Consider the following 16,272-nt stretch of genomic DNA (forward strand, 5'->3'; position numbering starts at 1 on the left):
GGCTAAAGACTTAAATTCCAGGAATTCAAAATGGGAATAGCGTGATGCGCGGTGAGGTCAAACTGAACCGGCACAACCGAGGCGTAGCCATGGTCCAATGCCCAGACATCGGTATCCTCTCCTTTGTCGAAATTTTGAAACACACCGGTCAACCAGTAATAGGGCCTTTCGTAGGGATCTTTCCTTTCGTCAAACTCTTCTGCCCATTTGGCATTGGCCTGCCGGCAGATCTTTAAACCTTTTATTCCCGGCCCTTTCGGGAAGTTAACATTTAACAAAGTACGCTCCGGCAAGCCATGCTCCAGTACCTGTTCGCAGACTTTTCTGACAAACGTTTTGCAGTGGCTGAAGTCGGCCTGCTGCGTGAAATCGTCAAGTGAGAAACCGACCGATGGGATTGATTCAATTGCGCCCTCAACCGCAGCAGACATGGTACCAGAATAAATCACATTGATTGAACTGTTCAAACCATGGTTGATGCCCGAAACGCACAGATCGGGCTTCTTGCCTTTAAATATCTTATTTACGGCAAGCTTTACGCAGTCAACCGGTGTCCCGGAGCATTTATACATTTCAACGCCTTCATACAGATCAACAGGGTCAAACCGGAGCGGTTTGCCAATGGTTATGGCATGGCCCATGCCAGACTGCGGTCCGTCGGGTGCAACAACCACAACCCTACCCAGTTCCTGCGCCACCTCGATCAGGTGTTTGATGCCCGGAGCCGTAATGCCGTCGTCATTAACGACGAGGATGTTCGGCCGCTTATCATGTTTAGTCATGTCTCAAAAGTACGCAATCCCCGGTCTTTTTCAGGCAGCTGCCCTACCCATCCCCGCCATTTTTTTTAAAGCAGCCGGGTGTTGCATTGATGCCGCTAAAAATTATATTTGATGCGTTAACTTATTCTCAATGAAACACAAACTATTTACGGTTGCCTGTTTTCTCATAACCGGCCTGTCTGCAAGTGCGCAGCAACTTTACCAGTGGAAAACGACAACCTCAGGGGGGTACACCTACAAGTATGTAACGAACGACCCCACCCGGTCGAGGTTTTATACGCTCAAAAATGGCCTGACCGTGATCCTTTCACCCAATGCCAAAGAGCCCAACATCGAGTTTCGAATGGCAGTCAGAGCCGGAAGCAACACCGATCCCCGCACGGCTACCGGCCTGGCCCATTACCTGGAACATTTGTTGTTCAAGGGAACGGATAAATTCGGTACGCTGAACTGGCAGAAAGAAAAACCGCTGCTCGATAAAATCGACGCCCTGTACGAAACGTACAACAAGACAACTGACCCGGAAAAGCGCAAAGAAATTTATCGGGAGATTGATAAAACTTCCGGCGAGGCCTCGCAGTTTTCGATTGCCAACGAATACGACAAGATGATGAAAGGCATTGGCGGACAGAGCTCTAATGCCCATACCTGGTACGAAGAGACGGTATACAATGAAGATTTCCCGTCAAACGCTGTCGACAAATTCCTGGCCCTACAGGGCGAAAGATTCCGGAATCCCATTTTTAGGATTTTTCATACAGAACTCGAAGCCGTTTACGAAGAGAAGAACCGCTCGCTCGACAATGATGGCAGCAAAGCTGCTGAAGCACTGTTCGCCGCCCTGTTCCCTACACATAATTATGGGCAGCAGACTACCATCGGAACTATTGAGCACCTGAAAAACCCATCTCTCGTCGAAATTAAAAAATACTATCAGAAGTATTATGTTCCAAACAACATGGCCGTGGTCATGGCCGGCGATTTTCAGCCGGATGTGCTGATCAAAAAAATAGATAAGACCTTTGCATACATGGTGAGCAAGCCGGTTAAATTGTACCAGCCGGCACCAGAGCAGCCCCTGCAGGCTGTTCGAAGCATCGACATTTACGGTCCAAACGCCGAAAACCTGATGATCGGTTTCAGGGGTTATGCAGAAAACTCGCGCCAGAGCATGATGCTCGACCTGATCGGCAGCATCCTGTCTAATGGAAAGGCTGGCCTGATCGACATCAACCTGAACAAGCAGCAGAAGATTTTGCGGGCAAGCGCCGGTTACCAGCAGATGAAAGATTATGGTGTGTTTATCCTCAGCGCGGCGCCGAAACAGGGACAAACGCTGGAGCAGGCTAAAACCCTGTTGCTGGAGCAGATCGACCTCCTCAAAAAAGGGCAGTTTGATGCAAGCCTGATCAAGGCAACCGTAGCCAACAGTAAGTTCTCGCTGCTGCAGTCGTTCGACAACAACAACTTCCGCGCAGAAGCAACCACCAACGAGTTCATCCTGAATCGCGGCGCCAACTGGAATAAGTCGCTCGCTGCTCCTGATGAGATGGGCAAACTCACGAAAAAAGAAATCGTTGATTTTGCAAACACTTTTTTCAGGGAGAATTATGTAGTCATTCTGAAACACAAAGGAACCGACAAAAACGTACTGAAAGTGGAAAAACCGGCAATAACACCGGTCAATACCAACGCCAATGAGGTATCTGAGTTTGCCAGGAATGTCCTGGAAGCGCCAGTCAAACCGATCCAGCCTGTTTTTTTAGATTACAAAAAAGACATCGCTTTTGGCAAAACCGGGATCGCTGACATCCTGAGTATCCAAAACAAGGAAAACAGCATCTTCAAACTCAGTTACCGCTTCGACATGGGTGCATACAATTACAAACTGCAGCCCTATGCAGCCCAGTACCTGAGTTTTCTGGCAACTGACAAATATACGGCAGAAGAGATCAGCAAGCAGTTTTACAACATTGCCTGCAACTACAGTTTCAATGTAGGTAACGATGTAGCGACCATTACCATCACCGGTTTGCAGGAAAACTTTGACAAAGCGGTCAGCCTTGTCGAGCATGTTTTTGCCAACTGCAAGGCAAACGAACAAGCACTGACCGAACTCAAAAGCCGCATCCTGAAGCAGCGCGAAAACAATAAACTGAATAAGTCGGCCATTCTGTCGGGCCTGATGAGTTATGCGCAATACGGGCAGGACAACCCTTTCAATTACGGCCTAAGCAATGATGAGGTCAGGGCCATGACTTCAGAACAATTGCTCTACATTCTTCACAACATAAACAATTACAAACACAGCGTTGTGTACTACGGCCCTAAAGATCTCGGTGCTTTCACTGCCGATATCAGCAAGCTGCACACGCTGCCAGCCGCCTTCACCCCGGCCGCACCGGCAAAGACCTTCACGTATCTGCACCCGGACAGCAGCAAGGTCTATTTCGCAGATTACGACATGGTGCAGGCTGAGATCAGATGGGTGCGCAATGCAGGAACCTACGACCCCACTCTGGCAGGTAAGGTTGACCTCTTCAACAGTTATTTCGGCGGGGGTATGGGATCGGTCGTGTTTCAGACCATTCGCGAGTCGAAAGCGCTCGCCTATTCTTCATATGCATTGTACGCAAGCCCTGACGGCAAGGACAAAGAATATTCGATGATGGCATATGTGGGTACGCAGGCCGATAAGATGAACGATGCCGTTGCTGCCATGAACGAACTGCTGAACGCGTTGCCCGCATCTGAAAAAGCGCTGCAGGCTTCGAAAGATAATTCGCTGAACGCACTTGAAACCGGCAGGATTACAAAAGATGCGATTATCTACGCGTACCTGAATGACCGCAAACTGGGTTATGACCACGATTCGCGCATGGATGCTTACCAGCAGCTGAAGCCGCTTACACTAACAGACATCACCGCCTTCCACAAGCAGCAGGTCGCATCAAAACCCTACAATTATTGCGTCGTGGCTTCTGATAAAAAAGTAGCCCTCTCCGACCTTGAAAAATTGGGCACTGTAACCCGGTTAAAACTGGAACAAGTGTTTGGTTACTAATCAGCTCAACCAAAAAAAAAGCGGCTTTCCTATTCCGGAAAGCCGCTTTTTTTTTGTAAAGTGTTACCTAAAGCGAATTGATCCACTTTACAAGTTCGTCGCGGCCTTTGCCTGTTTTTTGCTGAAGTTTACCCAGCAGTTCGTCATCCTGTCCCTCCTGATAAGCAAGGTCGTCATCTGTCAGGTCACCATAGGCCTGCTTAACTTTTCCTTTTATCTCGTTCCATTTACCTTTCAGTTCCAGCTTGTCCATAATATCAGATTTAAGTTTTGATTCAAAATATCAACAGCAGGCCGGGGTTTTTGTTTGCGTGAGATGCTAAGCGGCTAAATTTCCATTGGCATGCAACCCCTGCTTTTTGATGTTCGTCTATACAGGCAACCTCATCAAAACAACCACGCACATGAAAAAAACAATCCTGATCCTTCTTTTGCTGCCGGCAATGATGCTGCAGCAGTCCTGCATCGTTATGGTCAAGTCGCTGGCACGAAACATCGTCAAGGGCTATGATGACTATGCCGACAAAAGTGTATCTGGTGCTATGCTTCTTGGCACTGACAACAAACCTGTTCGGCTAAAAGATGCTTTTATGGGTAAAACTGTGTATGCCGTCGTCTATAAAAGTACGCTGAACAACCCCAGTGCCGGCGATTCGACGGCGTATGAGCAAATGAAAGCCCGGTTCAAAGCTTACCCCGATGTGCGTTTTGTCTCCGTCTACAATGGAGAAGATGAAACCTACTGGCGTAATTTCAGCAACGGCAAAACCCGCCGGAGCGATGCCTACCGGCTCAGCAACGGCGAAGAGCAGCCCTGGAAAGGGCTTGGCGACACCCCTCAGGCCTTAATTATCGGCACGGATGGAAAAGTGCTGGCCTACAAAGCGCCGATGCCAAACAGCAAGGTGCTCGCCGATTATGTCTTGTTCCAGGCCAGGGCCGGCAGAAACGGAACCGAATCTGCAAGAGACGTCATTAAAGAGATTAATGAAGGAGGAAAGTTTAAGTCGGACCACATGAAAGCCTGGTATACGTCCCATTTTAAATTGCCGGCCGAGCAGGCGTCGCTGTCATTTTCCAATTCGAATGAATAAAAAAAAACCCGAAAAAATCAGATCAGATGTTTTCGGGGTTTAATTGCTAAGACAGCTGCTTCCGTTATTTTTTTTGTGCCCTGTCAATGATCTCGGTCACCACAGCCGGATCCAGCAGGGTCGATGTATCACCCAGGTTGGTCATGTCTCCCTCGGCGATCTTGCGCAAAATGCGGCGCATGATTTTTCCTGAACGGGTCTTTGGCAATCCGGATACGAACAGGATTTTGTCTGGCTTGGCAATCGCCCCGATCATCCGGGTAACCGTCTGCAGGATATCTTTTCGGGTAAGTTCCTCGTCGGCATGGTGTTCGGGATAGATAACAAATGCAAAGATGCCTTGTCCTTTCACCTCGTGCGGAAAGCCGACCACTGCACTTTCCACAACACCTGCATGCATGTTTATCGCATTCTCTACTTCAGCCGTTCCAATCCGGTGGCCGGAAACATTGATTACGTCATCAACACGACCGGTAATGCGGTAGTAACCATCCTCATCCCTTAAGCAGCCGTCGCCCGTAAAATACATATCGGGATAAGCAGAAAAATAGGTCTGCCGGCAACGCTCATGGTCGCCATAGGTGGTTCGCAGCATGCCCGGCCACGGAAATTTGATGCAGAGGTTTCCGCTTACGCCATTGCCTATTATTTCCTGGCCGTTTTCATCGACCAGGCAAGGCTGGATACCGGGTAATGGCAGGGTTGCATAACTGGGTTTTGTCTTCGTTACGTTGGCAATCGGGGAAATCATGATCCCCCCTGTTTCTGTTTGCCACCAGGTATCAACAATGGGACAGTTTCCTTTGCCGATCTTCTCATCGAACCAGTGCCAGGCCTCTTCATTGATTGGCTCGCCGACCGATCCAAGTACCCGCAGGCTTTCAAGTCCGGCATTTTTAAGCGGCTCATCTCCATAACTCATCAGCGAGCGAATGGCTGTCGGTGCCGTATAGAGGATATTGACCTGGTGTTTGTCTACAACCTGCCAGAAGCGCGAGGCATCAGGATAGGTAGGAATGCCCTCGAAAATAACTGAAGTGGCGCCCTGCGAAAGGGGACCGTAAATGATATACGAGTGGCCGGTAATCCAGCCTATATCGGCGGTGCAGAAATATACTTCCCCGGGCTGATAATTGAACACATTACTGAACGTATAACCGGCATAAACCATGTATCCGCCGCAGGTGTGTACCACTCCTTTTGGCTTACCGGTCGAACCTGAGGTATACAGGATAAACAGCAGGTCTTCCGCATCCATCTCTTCGGCCTCGCAGACGTCGTTCACATGTTTAACTTCGTCTTCCCACCAGACATCACGGCCTTTTAGCATGGATACCGGTGTGCGGGTATGGGTCAGCACGATTACTTTTTCAACGGTCGGGCAACCGATCAGCGCATCGTCTATGACCTCTTTTAATTCTATTTTTTTATTGCCGCGGTATGCTCCGTCGGCCGTTACAACCAGTTTACAGGCTGCATCATTGATGCGGTCGGCAATTGATTTGGCCGAGAAACCGCCAAATACAACCGAATGCACCGCACCGATGCGGGCACAGGCTAGAACGGCAATGGCCAGTTCAGGAACCATTGGCATGTAGATACAGATGCGATCGCCCTTCTTGGCGCCATTGCGTTTCAGCACGTTCGCAAACCGGCATACGCGCTCGTGCAGCATTTTATACGTAAGTGTAATGCTGTCCTGTTCGGGGTCATTGGGCTCCCAGATAATGGCCGCCTTGTCAGCATGCGCAGCAAGATGGCGGTCCAGGCAATTTTCGGTAATATTCAGTTTCGCTCCTTCGAACCATTTAATTTCGGGATCGCGGAAATTCCAGGACAATACTTTGAACCAGGGTTTGCGCCAATGGAAACTTTGCGCAATCTCTCCCCAGAACTGTTCCGGTTTCTCAACACTCTTCTGATAAGCGAGCTCGTACGCTTCGATACTGTTAATTTGCATTTGGTTTAAGTGGTTTGGATTAAGGTTTGCCAAATATAGTATTTTCTTCAGGTCTGCCCAGACCGGCCGCGGCTGCGGGCATCCGGAAACCTCTGGCTGTCCTGAAAAAAATTAATGAGCCATCCTTGATGTTTTCATTTATTATTCAGATATTTGCAAACTCTTAAAAAAATAAGCGGCGATAACTAATTACATATAAGTCATGTCAAGAATTTGTGATTTAACCGGAAAGACTGCAATGAAGGGTCACAACGTTTCACACTCGAACGTTAAGACCAAACGCAAGTTCCACCCGAACCTTCAGCTTCAGAAATTTTACATTCCTGAAGAAGATCGTTGGATTACGCTGAAAGTTTCTACTTCAGCAATCAAAACCATCAACAAAGTTGGTATCAGCGAGGCCATTAACCGGTTCGTTAAAAAAGGATATTTGTAGGAATCAGGCTGCTTAATCAGCTATAAAAGATAAAAAAATGGCAAAAAAAGGTAACAGAGTACAGGTTATTTTAGAATGTACTGAACATAAAACAAGTGGTATGCCCGGCATGTCAAGGTATATCTCTACAAAAAACCGCAAGAATACTACTGAGAGACTGGAGCTGAAAAAATACAACCCGGTCCTGAAGAAAGTAACTGTACACAAGGAAATTAAATAGTTAAGGTTTTGATTGACCGGTGCTCCTGACGGAAAACTGGTCGCATCACAAAATATAATACCATGGCAAAGAAAGTAGTTGCAACCCTGAAAACAGGAAAAGGCAAAGAATATTCTAAAGTGATCACCATGACCAAATCACCAAAAACTGGTGCTTACTCTTTCAAAGAGTCTATTGTTCATAATGATCACATTAAAGATGCGATCGCCGCGTCACAAGAAGGTCAATAATTTTAATATTGCAAGATATTAAAGCCGTCCCGTTAGATGCTGGAGGGCTTTTTTTATTTTAGCCCCGAAATTCTGCCGTATGGGTTTATTTGATTTTTTTAAAAAAAAGGAACCTGCTCCTGAGCAGCAGGAAGCACTTGACAAAGGTCTGGAGAAAACCAAAGAAGGGTTCTTCTCAAAAATCACCAAAGCAGTTGCCGGGAAGTCGACCGTAGACGACGATGTGCTCGATAACCTCGAAGAGGTTCTTGTTACTTCTGACGTTGGCGTTGCCACTACCCTGAAAATCATAGACCGTATCCAGGCACGGGTGGCCCGCGATAAATATCTTTCAACCACCGAGCTCAACGGTCTGCTCCGAAACGAGATCCAGCAGCTGCTGGCAGAAAACAACAGCAACGATTTCCGTAATTTCGAATATGGCGACCACAAACCATATGTGATCATGGTGGTCGGCGTAAATGGCGTGGGGAAAACCACAACCATCGGAAAACTGGCGCACCAGCTGAAAAACGCCGGACTTAAAGTTGTTCTCGGTGCGGCCGACACGTTCCGTGCCGCGGCAGTTGACCAGATCAAACTATGGGGCGAACGCGTCGGCGTGCGCGTTGTTGCCCAGGCCATGGGATCTGACCCCGCTTCGGTAGCTTTTGATACGATCCAGTCTGCAGTTGCCGCGAATGAAGATGTCGTTATCATCGACACCGCAGGCCGCCTGCACAACAAAGTAGGCCTGATGAATGAGCTCAGCAAGATCAAAAATGTCATGAACCGCATTGTTCCGGGCGCACCACACGAAATCCTGCTTGTACTGGATGGCTCGACCGGCCAGAACGCTTTTGAACAATGTAAGCAGTTTACCGAGGCAACAGATGTAAACGCGCTGGCCATTACCAAACTGGATGGAACCGCTAAAGGCGGGGTGGTGATCGGCATCTCTGATCAGTTCAAAATACCTGTAAAATACATTGGTGTCGGCGAAAAAATGACCGACCTGCAGTTGTTCGACAAAAAAGCTTTTGTCGACTCACTTTTTAAATAACCCATAGGGTAATAACGCGCGCCGGGCGCCTGGAGAAGGAATGAATACGAAGATTGTTAGCAGAACCGTAAAACAGAAACAACCGAAAATCAATGTGATTACACTTGGCTGTTCAAAAAACGTCTATGATTCTGAAGTGCTGATGGGCCAGTTGAAAGGCAATAGCCTGGATGTAGTGCATGAACCCGACCGGGTGGGTAAAGACGATATCGTCGTGATCAACACCTGCGGTTTTATTGACAACGCCAAACAGGAGTCGATCGATACCATTCTCCAGTTCAGTGAAATGAAAGAAGCCGGCAAAGTTGGGAAAGTGATCGTAACCGGTTGCCTTTCTGAACGTTATAAACCGGAACTGGAGGCAGAAATCAAAAATGTAGATGCATATTTTGGCACCAACGACCTGCAGAACATTCTACATTCGCTTGGCGCAAACTATCGTCATGAACTTATTGGCGAGCGTTTGCTGACCACACCAAGCCACTTTGCGTATTTCAAAATCGCTGAAGGCTGCAACCGTCCCTGCTCTTTCTGCGCCATCCCGCTCATGCGCGGCAAACACTTGTCCAGGCCCATGGAAGAACTGGTCAACGAGGCCCGGATCCTGGCCGCTAACGGCACGCGTGAGCTCATCCTGATTGCGCAAGACCTCACTTACTATGGTCTGGACCTGTATGGCAAACGCAACCTGGATGAATTGCTCCGAAGGCTCTCAGATGTGAATGGAATAGAATGGATTCGCCTGCAGTATGCTTATCCCTCCGGTTTCCCGATGGAAATCCTGGAGGTCATGAACGAGCGGGCCAACATTTGTAAGTACCTGGATATGCCCCTTCAGCACATTACAGACAATATGCTAAAATCCATGCGCCGCGGCATCACCAAACAGAAGACTATCGACCTGGTTAACAGCATCCGCGACAAGGTACCCGGTATAGCCATGAGAACAACGCTGATCTGCGGTTACCCAGGAGAAACGGAAGCTGATTTTGAAGAAATGCAGGCTTGGGTCGAGGCCACACGCTTTGACCGCCTTGGTTGTTTTACTTATTCGCACGAAGAAAAAACACACGCCCATTCATTAATTGACGACGTACCTGATGAAGTTAAACAGGAACGTGTAGACAGCATCATGGAAATTCAGCAGGGAATTTCCTATGAGATTAACCAGGAAAAAGTAGGCAGGACCTTCAAGGTACTCGTTGACAAAAAAGAAGGAGACTTTTTCGTTGGCCGTACAGAGTTTGATTCGCCCGAGGTAGACAATGAAGTGCTGATAGATGCTGCGTCAGGTTATGCCGCCAACGGCAGCTTTGTCTCTGTGCGCGTTGACCGCGCCGAAGATTTCGACCTCTATGGCCATATTGTTCAGCCCGGCCTTTAAAGGTCTGCAGTTTAAAAGTCAAAACGCAGCCGCAATCCGGCATCGGTCAGATCAAGGTTTTCCCTGGAAAATTCCTTCATTGGAATGCGGATAAATGGCTCAAGAGCTATTGAATTTTTTGGGCTAATCTTTTGACGGAACCCGACTGAAAGGTTATAAAAACCAAGATATTTTGCACTGTTCATCTGTTCGCCAGGCACATCTACGCTTTCTTTTTGTGTTACGATGGTGTTCCGGGTTTCAACATTGCCGCCGCCAGCATGATACGTTTCGGGCGTAATGGTAGGCACCAGGTAATTGTTTTGCTGCTTCTGGGTAAGGATGGCCATGGCAGAAACCCCGGCACCTGCGTAAAATTTCTCAGTCAGGTGATACCGCAGCTCAAGCGGCACGCTTAATCCGCGAATACTAGCATTTACCGATTCCAGCGTCGATTTCTGTGCCGATTCGGTTTCAAAGCCCGTCGTAGCAGGGAAGTCCTGCACGGTAACCGGCTCAAAAGCGATGTCTTTGAAGGCACTCATGGCTGTGTAGTTCAAACCGGAGGTTACAGACAATTTTTTATTCAATGCATAGGTTACCGCGATGCCGTAACCCATATTGATTTTCTGGTTATTGCCCAGGGCGGGCGAAACCATCATACCCAGTTGCAGGGCGCGTGCCGCTGAACCGCTGGTTTTAGGCTTTTCCCGGTGTTTGTCATCTGCCGCCAGCATGGCTTCAAAAGAATCAGATGACCGATGGTCCGCCGGCGCTGCTGCTGCAGCGGGTTGGTCTGGCTGTACCTCTTTTTTGTTATTGTGTTGCGACGAGGATATCACTGCGATCGCCGCCGGCTGCCCGGACGAGGCGCTTCTGTCTGCAGGTGTGCCTGTCTTGGAAGCGGCAGCGTATGCAGTTACAGCTGGTGTAGCTGTACGATCAGCGCCAGCTGCCCGGCTGGCTGTTGCCGGCTGATCTTTCATCTTGCCGGGTACGGCGCTTACGGTTTTCTGCTGCGCTTGTGCATGACGCTCGGCAGGGTCTTCGTTCACCGGAGCAGGCTGCCTGTCTGCGCGGTCTGACTGCTCAGCCCCTTTTTGTTGCTGATAAGCCAGGCGGTCTTTTGCGGTATTTTCCTGTTTCAGGAATAAGAAGATGGCAATGAACAATACTGCGGCTGCGGCGGCTGCCCGCAGTAGCCAGGGCATGATAGGCCGGCGTACCGGCAGCTCCCCGTTAAATCTTTCCCATGCGCCCGCGTCATACGCCGCCTCGAATTCCTGAAGCTCATCTTTAATGTGCGCAATAAGTTCTTTATCTGAACGCTCCATATGAACTTGCTAAATTTTGTACATATAACTTCCTCAACTTATTCTTCGCCCTGGTCAGGTAGACCCTTGAGCTACTTTCGGGGATCGCAAGTGAAATTGCGATCTCCTCATGTGAAAACCCCTCTATCTCGTACATGTTAAATACCAGCTTGTGCATGGCCGGGAGCTGATCCAGCAGACTTAAAATATCTTTTACGTGCAGGGTTGATAATACGTTCACCTCTTCAGCCTGGTCATCGGCATCGGTAAGTTCCTGCATAACAGAAAGTTTTCGGGTACTTCTGAGGTGATCGATTGCCGTTCTGGACGTAATTTTAGCCATCCAGGATTTGAAGGCTTTGGTACAATCCTCTTCGGTGGAGGGCGGCTGGAACCGCTGGATGTGTGTAAAAATTTTGACAAAAGAATCATTAACCAGCTCCTGGATGTCATCATCATTGTTCGTATACCTGATCACGATGGCTTTCAGGTACCCGTAGAACGATTTGTAGATGAATTCCTTAGAACCGCTGTCGTTTCTGCCACTGTCGGCAATCAATGTCCTCAGGTCTTTGATTCTTTTGATCACAGGGCGATTAATCGGGCGCTGGTTTTGTTCTTGCTCATCAGCTTTTAAAGCCCCGACGACCAGGTTGTGCAAGGTATTGAAACAAAAGCCAGCGGCTTTTCCCATTGCTCCATACCCTTGCACAAGCTGATCCACGGGGTATGTTATTGATTTGAATTCAGCATCACGCCAATACCCAGGCGCGTATTATCAGTTGCACTTTTTAAGCCCCTGGCCCAGATGGTGTACACCTTTCCTGCAGAAAGCGAAACGGTTGTCCGCGATGCGGTTACCTGTGGATTTGCGCTTTCCGTAACGACCAGCGTTAGGCCTTCACCTGGCTCTATGTCGGCGAACTCTGTATATTCTTTAAATGCTCTGGCGGTAGCCAGTTTACCTTCGCGTCCATTGATGGTCAGGTCGAGGGCAGCTGCGTCGGGACTGAGGTTCAGGAAACGCACCCTGGCCTTGCCACTTGCAGGCGCAACAAGTTTATCTTCCATTACCAGCAGATCCAGGCTTGCCGCCTTACCGATTACAAACGCAGAATAAAACTTGCCAGGTGTAAGGTTGTAATAGTTCTGCGTCAGAAATGTAGAGGACCCCTTCGCTGTTACCCCCAGGCGTCTGTTGCCCGGATACGCGGCAAGATACTGAATGGCGCTGTCAAGTTTAAAATCTTTTTGGTTGGCCCGTGTGTTGTCTACAACAAAATCAAGTGCCTGGGCGTCTGGCGAAGCATGGATCATGGCCAGGCCCGAAGCCTGAATATCCTGATCATCTGAACCGCGTTTGCAGGCTGTCAGGACACTGGCCAGGGCCGCGCCCGCAATCAAAACTTTGGTAACAGTTGTAAAACGCTCAAAAAATCTCATATCAATTGTGTTTAGTCGGGAACAGCAACTGTTCGCCTGTTTCAAATTATTGCATTAAAAGTCAAATGGCCATTTGCTTTAATTCTCAAAACGCCCACCCTTCGCCCTGCGCTACATGCCCGGCAATTTTTTTAAGGTACGCCTGCCTGTATCGCGGCAGTGTAAAATATGTATTTCGCAAAAACGTACTTTTATAAAATACCTTACTTTCGTACCCCATGCAGGCAACCTACATACCGTACAGCCAGACCAACGCCTTTTCACCACTCGTACTCGACTATCTCGCCGGCGAGCCGGCACTCAAAGCATTTTACGGGGAGCGTCCTGATCTTGCCGGGCTCGGCAAAACTTTTCAGAACCGGCAATTCGGCGGGAACCGCGATGTGCTCGTAAAAATACTGAAAAAACAATACGCAGGACTCAAAATTCACCAGGCGGTCGGGAACAACATCGATCTGCTGCTTCGCGAAGAAACCTTTACTGTAACGACCGGCCACCAGCTTAATCTCTTTACCGGGCCGCTCTATTTTATCTATAAGATCGTTACGGCGATCAACCTGGCCCTGGAACTGAAAATTGCCTACCCAGACAAAAATTTCGTACCTGTATACTGGATGGCTACAGAAGACCACGATTTTGCCGAAATCAACCATGTGCAGGTCGAAGAGGAACTGATTAGCTGGATTCAACAGGGTAACGGCGCAACAGGGCGGCTCAGCACGGATACGGTGACTGCAGCTGTAACGGCCTACAAGGGTTACCTTGGGCTGAGCGAAAACGGCAAAAAGCTGGGCAGCCTTGTCGAGGCTGCCTATCTGGGCAACGGCAACCTGGCCGATGCAACCCGTCAGCTGGTGAACAGCCTTTTTGAAAAGTACGGGCTGGTCATTATCAATGCCGATGAACATGATTTGAAAACCCTGTTTTCGGGCATCATGGCAGAAGATATCGTTCATCGCCACAGCGCAGCGAACATCGCCGGCAGCAGTTCGGCCCTTGAACATGCTGGTTATCCCGCCCAGGTGCACGGCAGGGAGATCAATTTTTTTTACCTGCATGACAACCTGCGGGAACGTATCCTGTTTGCAGACGGCCTTTACACCGTAAACAAAACCGAAATACAGTTCACAGCATCCGAGTTACTTGCCGAGATTGAAACCCATCCCGAGCGCTTCAGCCCCAACGTGGTTATGCGGCCACTGTACCAGGAAGTCATCCTTCCCAACATTGCCTACATTGGCGGTGGTGCCGAAATCGCTTACTGGATGCAGCTGAAGGCGAATTTCGACTTTTATAAGATCGATTTTCCGGTGCTGGTTTTACGGAATTCTGCCTTGCTGATCGATCCGCGCAGCAAACAAAACCTGTTCAGGCTGGGCATATCCACCAGTGATATTTTTCAGTCTGAGGCAGACCTGGTCAGGGACTGGGTACTCAATAACAGCAGAAATCAGCTCTTCCTGGCAGACGAAAGTCGGGAAATTCAGGCCGTGTTTGACAGGATCAAGCTGCAGGCCTATAAAATTGACAAGAGTTTACCGGAGTCTGCTGACGCGGCCAAGACCAAAACGCTTCACCTGCTGCACAACCTGGAAAAGAAATTACTGCGCGCCGAGAAACGAAACCATGATATCTCGCTGCAGCAGATCAGAAACGTAAAGGCCCGCCTTTTTCCCGGCGCCTCGCTGCAGGAACGGGTCTTCAATCTGGCTCCCATGTATGTGAATTATGGCGAGGATTTCCTCTCTACCCTGATCGAACGCTTTCAGCCGCTTGAACACCAGTTTACCATTCTGACCCCCTGATATGACCAACTATATTTTCAGCGAAACGAGTTTACGGAATTTCACACGCCGGGTGTTTCTGGCCATCGGCTGCCCTCCGGCCGATGCAGACCTGGCTACCGATGTCCTGTTGCAGGCCGACCTGCGCGGTGTCGATTCGCACGGCGTGGCCCGGCTCAGCGGTTATGTGCGGCTGTGGGAAAAAGAACGGATCAATACACGGCCAGACATCCGTGTGGTGCACGAAACGCCTACCACCGCAACGGTCAATGGTGACCGTGGACTTGGTCTTGTCGTCGCTCCTTTTGCCATGAAACTGGCCATTGAAAAGGCCAAAACCTATGGCAGTGGCTGGGTTTCAGTCAAAAACTCGAACCATTTTGGTATTGCCGGTTACCATTCGCTGATGGCTGTACGCGAAGACATGATCGGCTTGAGCATGACAAATGCAAGTCCGCTGGTGGCCCCTACCTACAGCAATGAACGCCTCCTCGGAACCAACCCAATCTGTTATGCCTTTCCTGCCGGCAAAAATGCTCCGGTCGTGGTTGACATGGCTACGGCTGCTGCCGCAAACGGGAAACTGGAAATCGCACAGCGCACGGGATCAGAGATTCCATCTGGCTGGGTCCAGGATAAGCAGGGCAATGACTCGACAGACCCGAACGAATTGAAAGTGGGCGGCGCATTACTCCCGCTGGGAAGTGACAAAGCGCATGGCAGCCACAAGGGTTACGGCCTCGGGGCCGCGGTCGATATCTTATCGGCCATTCTCTCGGGCGCGAATTATGGGCCATGGGTGCCGCCCTTTGTTGCTTTTCTTGATCCGCCTGCTGACCCCGTAGGCGAGGGAATTGGTCATTTTCTCGGTGCCATGCGGGTCGATGGCTTCCGTCCGGTCGGGGAATACAAACATCATATGGATAACTGGATCGACCGTTTCAGCAAGGCCAAAACGGTCGATCCGGCTAAAAAAGTAATCATTCCAGGGCAACCCGAGCTCGAGGCCGAAGCGGAACGCCGCAAAACCGGCATTCCGCTGGTTCAGGCGGTAGCGGATGACCTAAATCAACTTGCCGACAAATTAGCTGTAGAAAGGCTTTTTTAGGGCTTAACTTCTGCGTCGTTCACCGGGTAACCCTCTTCATCGAGGTCGTCGCGGTCATCTTCCGGGGTACGGGCCAGCAGTTCGTCTTCAGAAGACAACTCCACGCTTTCGCCGTTGTCTACATGCATGCCAAGTTCTTCGAGGTCGTTTTCGGCAATCTCGTCCCGTTTCGCATACTCATCGCCCAGGTAAGGGTTCTGCTCATCGTAGTCTGAGTTGAAATCACTGCCGTCTTCGGCCGATGTTTCATACGGGAGCGGATGGTCATAATCTTCCTCCTCGCTGGGCACATCAAGTTCAAAACTTTCTTTGTCTTTGTCGTATTTCAACTCGCGGTGGTTGCGCGTCTCATCGCTTTCGACCGAATGAAGTTTATCATTCGCCGGCTGCTGGTTCATATCGTTTTCCATAGCTGTGTTTTAGAAAGAAACAG

General features: G+C 49.4%; 16 protein-coding genes. 9 read left to right on the plus strand and 7 right to left on the minus strand.

Annotated elements, in window-relative coordinates:
* Nucleotides 1-2: 2 nt before the first annotated feature.
* On the minus strand, nt 3-782 hold the full coding sequence (gene surE / locus C7T94_RS16420) for a 5'/3'-nucleotidase SurE (protein WP_107216607.1): 780 nt from the start codon (nt 780-782) through the stop codon (nt 3-5).
* A gap of 130 nt (nt 783-912) precedes the next feature.
* On the opposite strand from surE, the gene C7T94_RS16425 reads away from it, so the two are divergent.
* A complete protein-coding gene (locus C7T94_RS16425) occupies nt 913-3,846 on the plus strand; it encodes a M16 family metallopeptidase (protein WP_107216609.1) in 2,934 nt (977 codons plus the stop codon).
* A 67-nt stretch (nt 3,847-3,913) separates the two neighbouring features.
* On the opposite strand, the gene C7T94_RS16430 is transcribed toward C7T94_RS16425, so the two are convergent.
* Entirely contained in the window at nt 3,914-4,099 is a 186-nt protein-coding gene (locus tag C7T94_RS16430; RefSeq protein ID WP_107216611.1) for a CsbD family protein, read from the minus strand.
* A 151-nt stretch (nt 4,100-4,250) separates the two neighbouring features.
* Here C7T94_RS16430 and C7T94_RS16435 point away from each other — a divergent pair, with 151 nt between their 5' ends.
* Entirely contained in the window at nt 4,251-4,940 is a 690-nt protein-coding gene (locus C7T94_RS16435) for a hypothetical protein (RefSeq protein WP_162618740.1), read from the plus strand.
* A 64-nt stretch (nt 4,941-5,004) separates the two neighbouring features.
* Here the strand turns inward: C7T94_RS16435 and acs are convergent, their stop codons facing one another.
* Nucleotides 5,005-6,900: an acetate--CoA ligase gene (acs, locus tag C7T94_RS16440; protein WP_107216615.1), complete on the minus strand. Its 1,896-nt coding sequence runs from the start codon at nt 6,898-6,900 to the stop codon at nt 5,005-5,007.
* A gap of 202 nt (nt 6,901-7,102) precedes the next feature.
* Here acs and rpmB point away from each other — a divergent pair, with 202 nt between their 5' ends.
* The 5 genes from rpmB (at nt 7,103) to rimO (ending at nt 10,212) form a co-directional block, all read left to right on the plus strand.
* Nucleotides 7,103-7,336, plus strand: coding sequence for a 50S ribosomal protein L28 (gene rpmB, locus C7T94_RS16445; protein WP_107216617.1), 234 nt, complete (start codon nt 7,103-7,105; stop codon nt 7,334-7,336).
* A 37-nt stretch (nt 7,337-7,373) separates the two neighbouring features.
* On the plus strand, nt 7,374-7,556 hold the full coding sequence (gene rpmG / locus C7T94_RS16450) for a 50S ribosomal protein L33 (RefSeq protein WP_107216618.1): 183 nt from the start codon (nt 7,374-7,376) through the stop codon (nt 7,554-7,556).
* Nucleotides 7,557-7,618: 62 nt separating this feature from the next.
* Nucleotides 7,619-7,786 carry a DUF4295 domain-containing protein gene (locus C7T94_RS16455; protein ID WP_107216620.1) on the plus strand — a complete coding sequence of 56 codons (168 nt, stop codon included), beginning with the start codon at nt 7,619-7,621 and terminating at the stop codon, nt 7,784-7,786.
* A gap of 79 nt (nt 7,787-7,865) precedes the next feature.
* On the plus strand, nt 7,866-8,828 hold the full coding sequence (gene ftsY / locus C7T94_RS16460) for a signal recognition particle-docking protein FtsY (protein WP_107216621.1): 963 nt from the start codon (nt 7,866-7,868) through the stop codon (nt 8,826-8,828).
* Nucleotides 8,829-8,868: 40 nt separating this feature from the next.
* A complete protein-coding gene (gene rimO, locus C7T94_RS16465) occupies nt 8,869-10,212 on the plus strand; it encodes a 30S ribosomal protein S12 methylthiotransferase RimO (protein WP_107216623.1) in 1,344 nt (447 codons plus the stop codon).
* Between the two features lie 11 nt (nt 10,213-10,223).
* Here rimO and C7T94_RS16470 read toward each other — a convergent pair whose 3' ends face one another.
* The 3 genes from C7T94_RS16470 to C7T94_RS16480 form a co-directional block, all read right to left on the minus strand.
* Nucleotides 10,224-11,525 carry a hypothetical protein gene (locus C7T94_RS16470; RefSeq protein WP_107216625.1) on the minus strand — a complete coding sequence of 434 codons (1,302 nt, stop codon included), beginning with the start codon at nt 11,523-11,525 and terminating at the stop codon, nt 10,224-10,226.
* Nucleotides 11,509-12,093 (minus strand): RNA polymerase sigma factor, encoded by a 585-nt coding sequence (locus C7T94_RS16475; protein ID WP_239495051.1) that lies wholly within the window; start codon nt 12,091-12,093, stop codon nt 11,509-11,511. The genes C7T94_RS16470 and C7T94_RS16475 overlap by 17 nt, the downstream gene beginning before the upstream one ends.
* Nucleotides 12,094-12,236: 143 nt before the next feature.
* Nucleotides 12,237-12,947, minus strand: a complete 711-nt coding sequence (locus tag C7T94_RS16480; protein WP_107216631.1) for a DUF4397 domain-containing protein — start codon at nt 12,945-12,947, stop codon at nt 12,237-12,239.
* 218 nt (nt 12,948-13,165) lie between these two features.
* On the opposite strand from C7T94_RS16480, the gene bshC reads away from it, so the two are divergent.
* Nucleotides 13,166-14,752 carry a bacillithiol biosynthesis cysteine-adding enzyme BshC gene (bshC, locus tag C7T94_RS16485; RefSeq protein ID WP_107216633.1) on the plus strand — a complete coding sequence of 529 codons (1,587 nt, stop codon included), beginning with the start codon at nt 13,166-13,168 and terminating at the stop codon, nt 14,750-14,752.
* A 1-nt stretch (nt 14,753) separates the two neighbouring features.
* Nucleotides 14,754-15,839: an Ldh family oxidoreductase gene (locus C7T94_RS16490; RefSeq protein ID WP_107216635.1), complete on the plus strand. Its 1,086-nt coding sequence runs from the start codon at nt 14,754-14,756 to the stop codon at nt 15,837-15,839.
* Here the strand turns inward: C7T94_RS16490 and C7T94_RS16495 are convergent.
* Nucleotides 15,836-16,249 carry a hypothetical protein gene (locus C7T94_RS16495; protein WP_204353312.1) on the minus strand — a complete coding sequence of 138 codons (414 nt, stop codon included), beginning with the start codon at nt 16,247-16,249 and terminating at the stop codon, nt 15,836-15,838. The two genes, C7T94_RS16490 and C7T94_RS16495, sit on opposite strands and share 4 nt — an antisense overlap.
* Between the last annotated feature and the right edge of the window lie 23 nt (nt 16,250-16,272).

The sequence above is a fragment of the Pedobacter yulinensis genome (assembly GCF_003029735.1).
Lineage (GTDB): Bacteria > Bacteroidota > Bacteroidia > Sphingobacteriales > Sphingobacteriaceae > Pedobacter > Pedobacter yulinensis.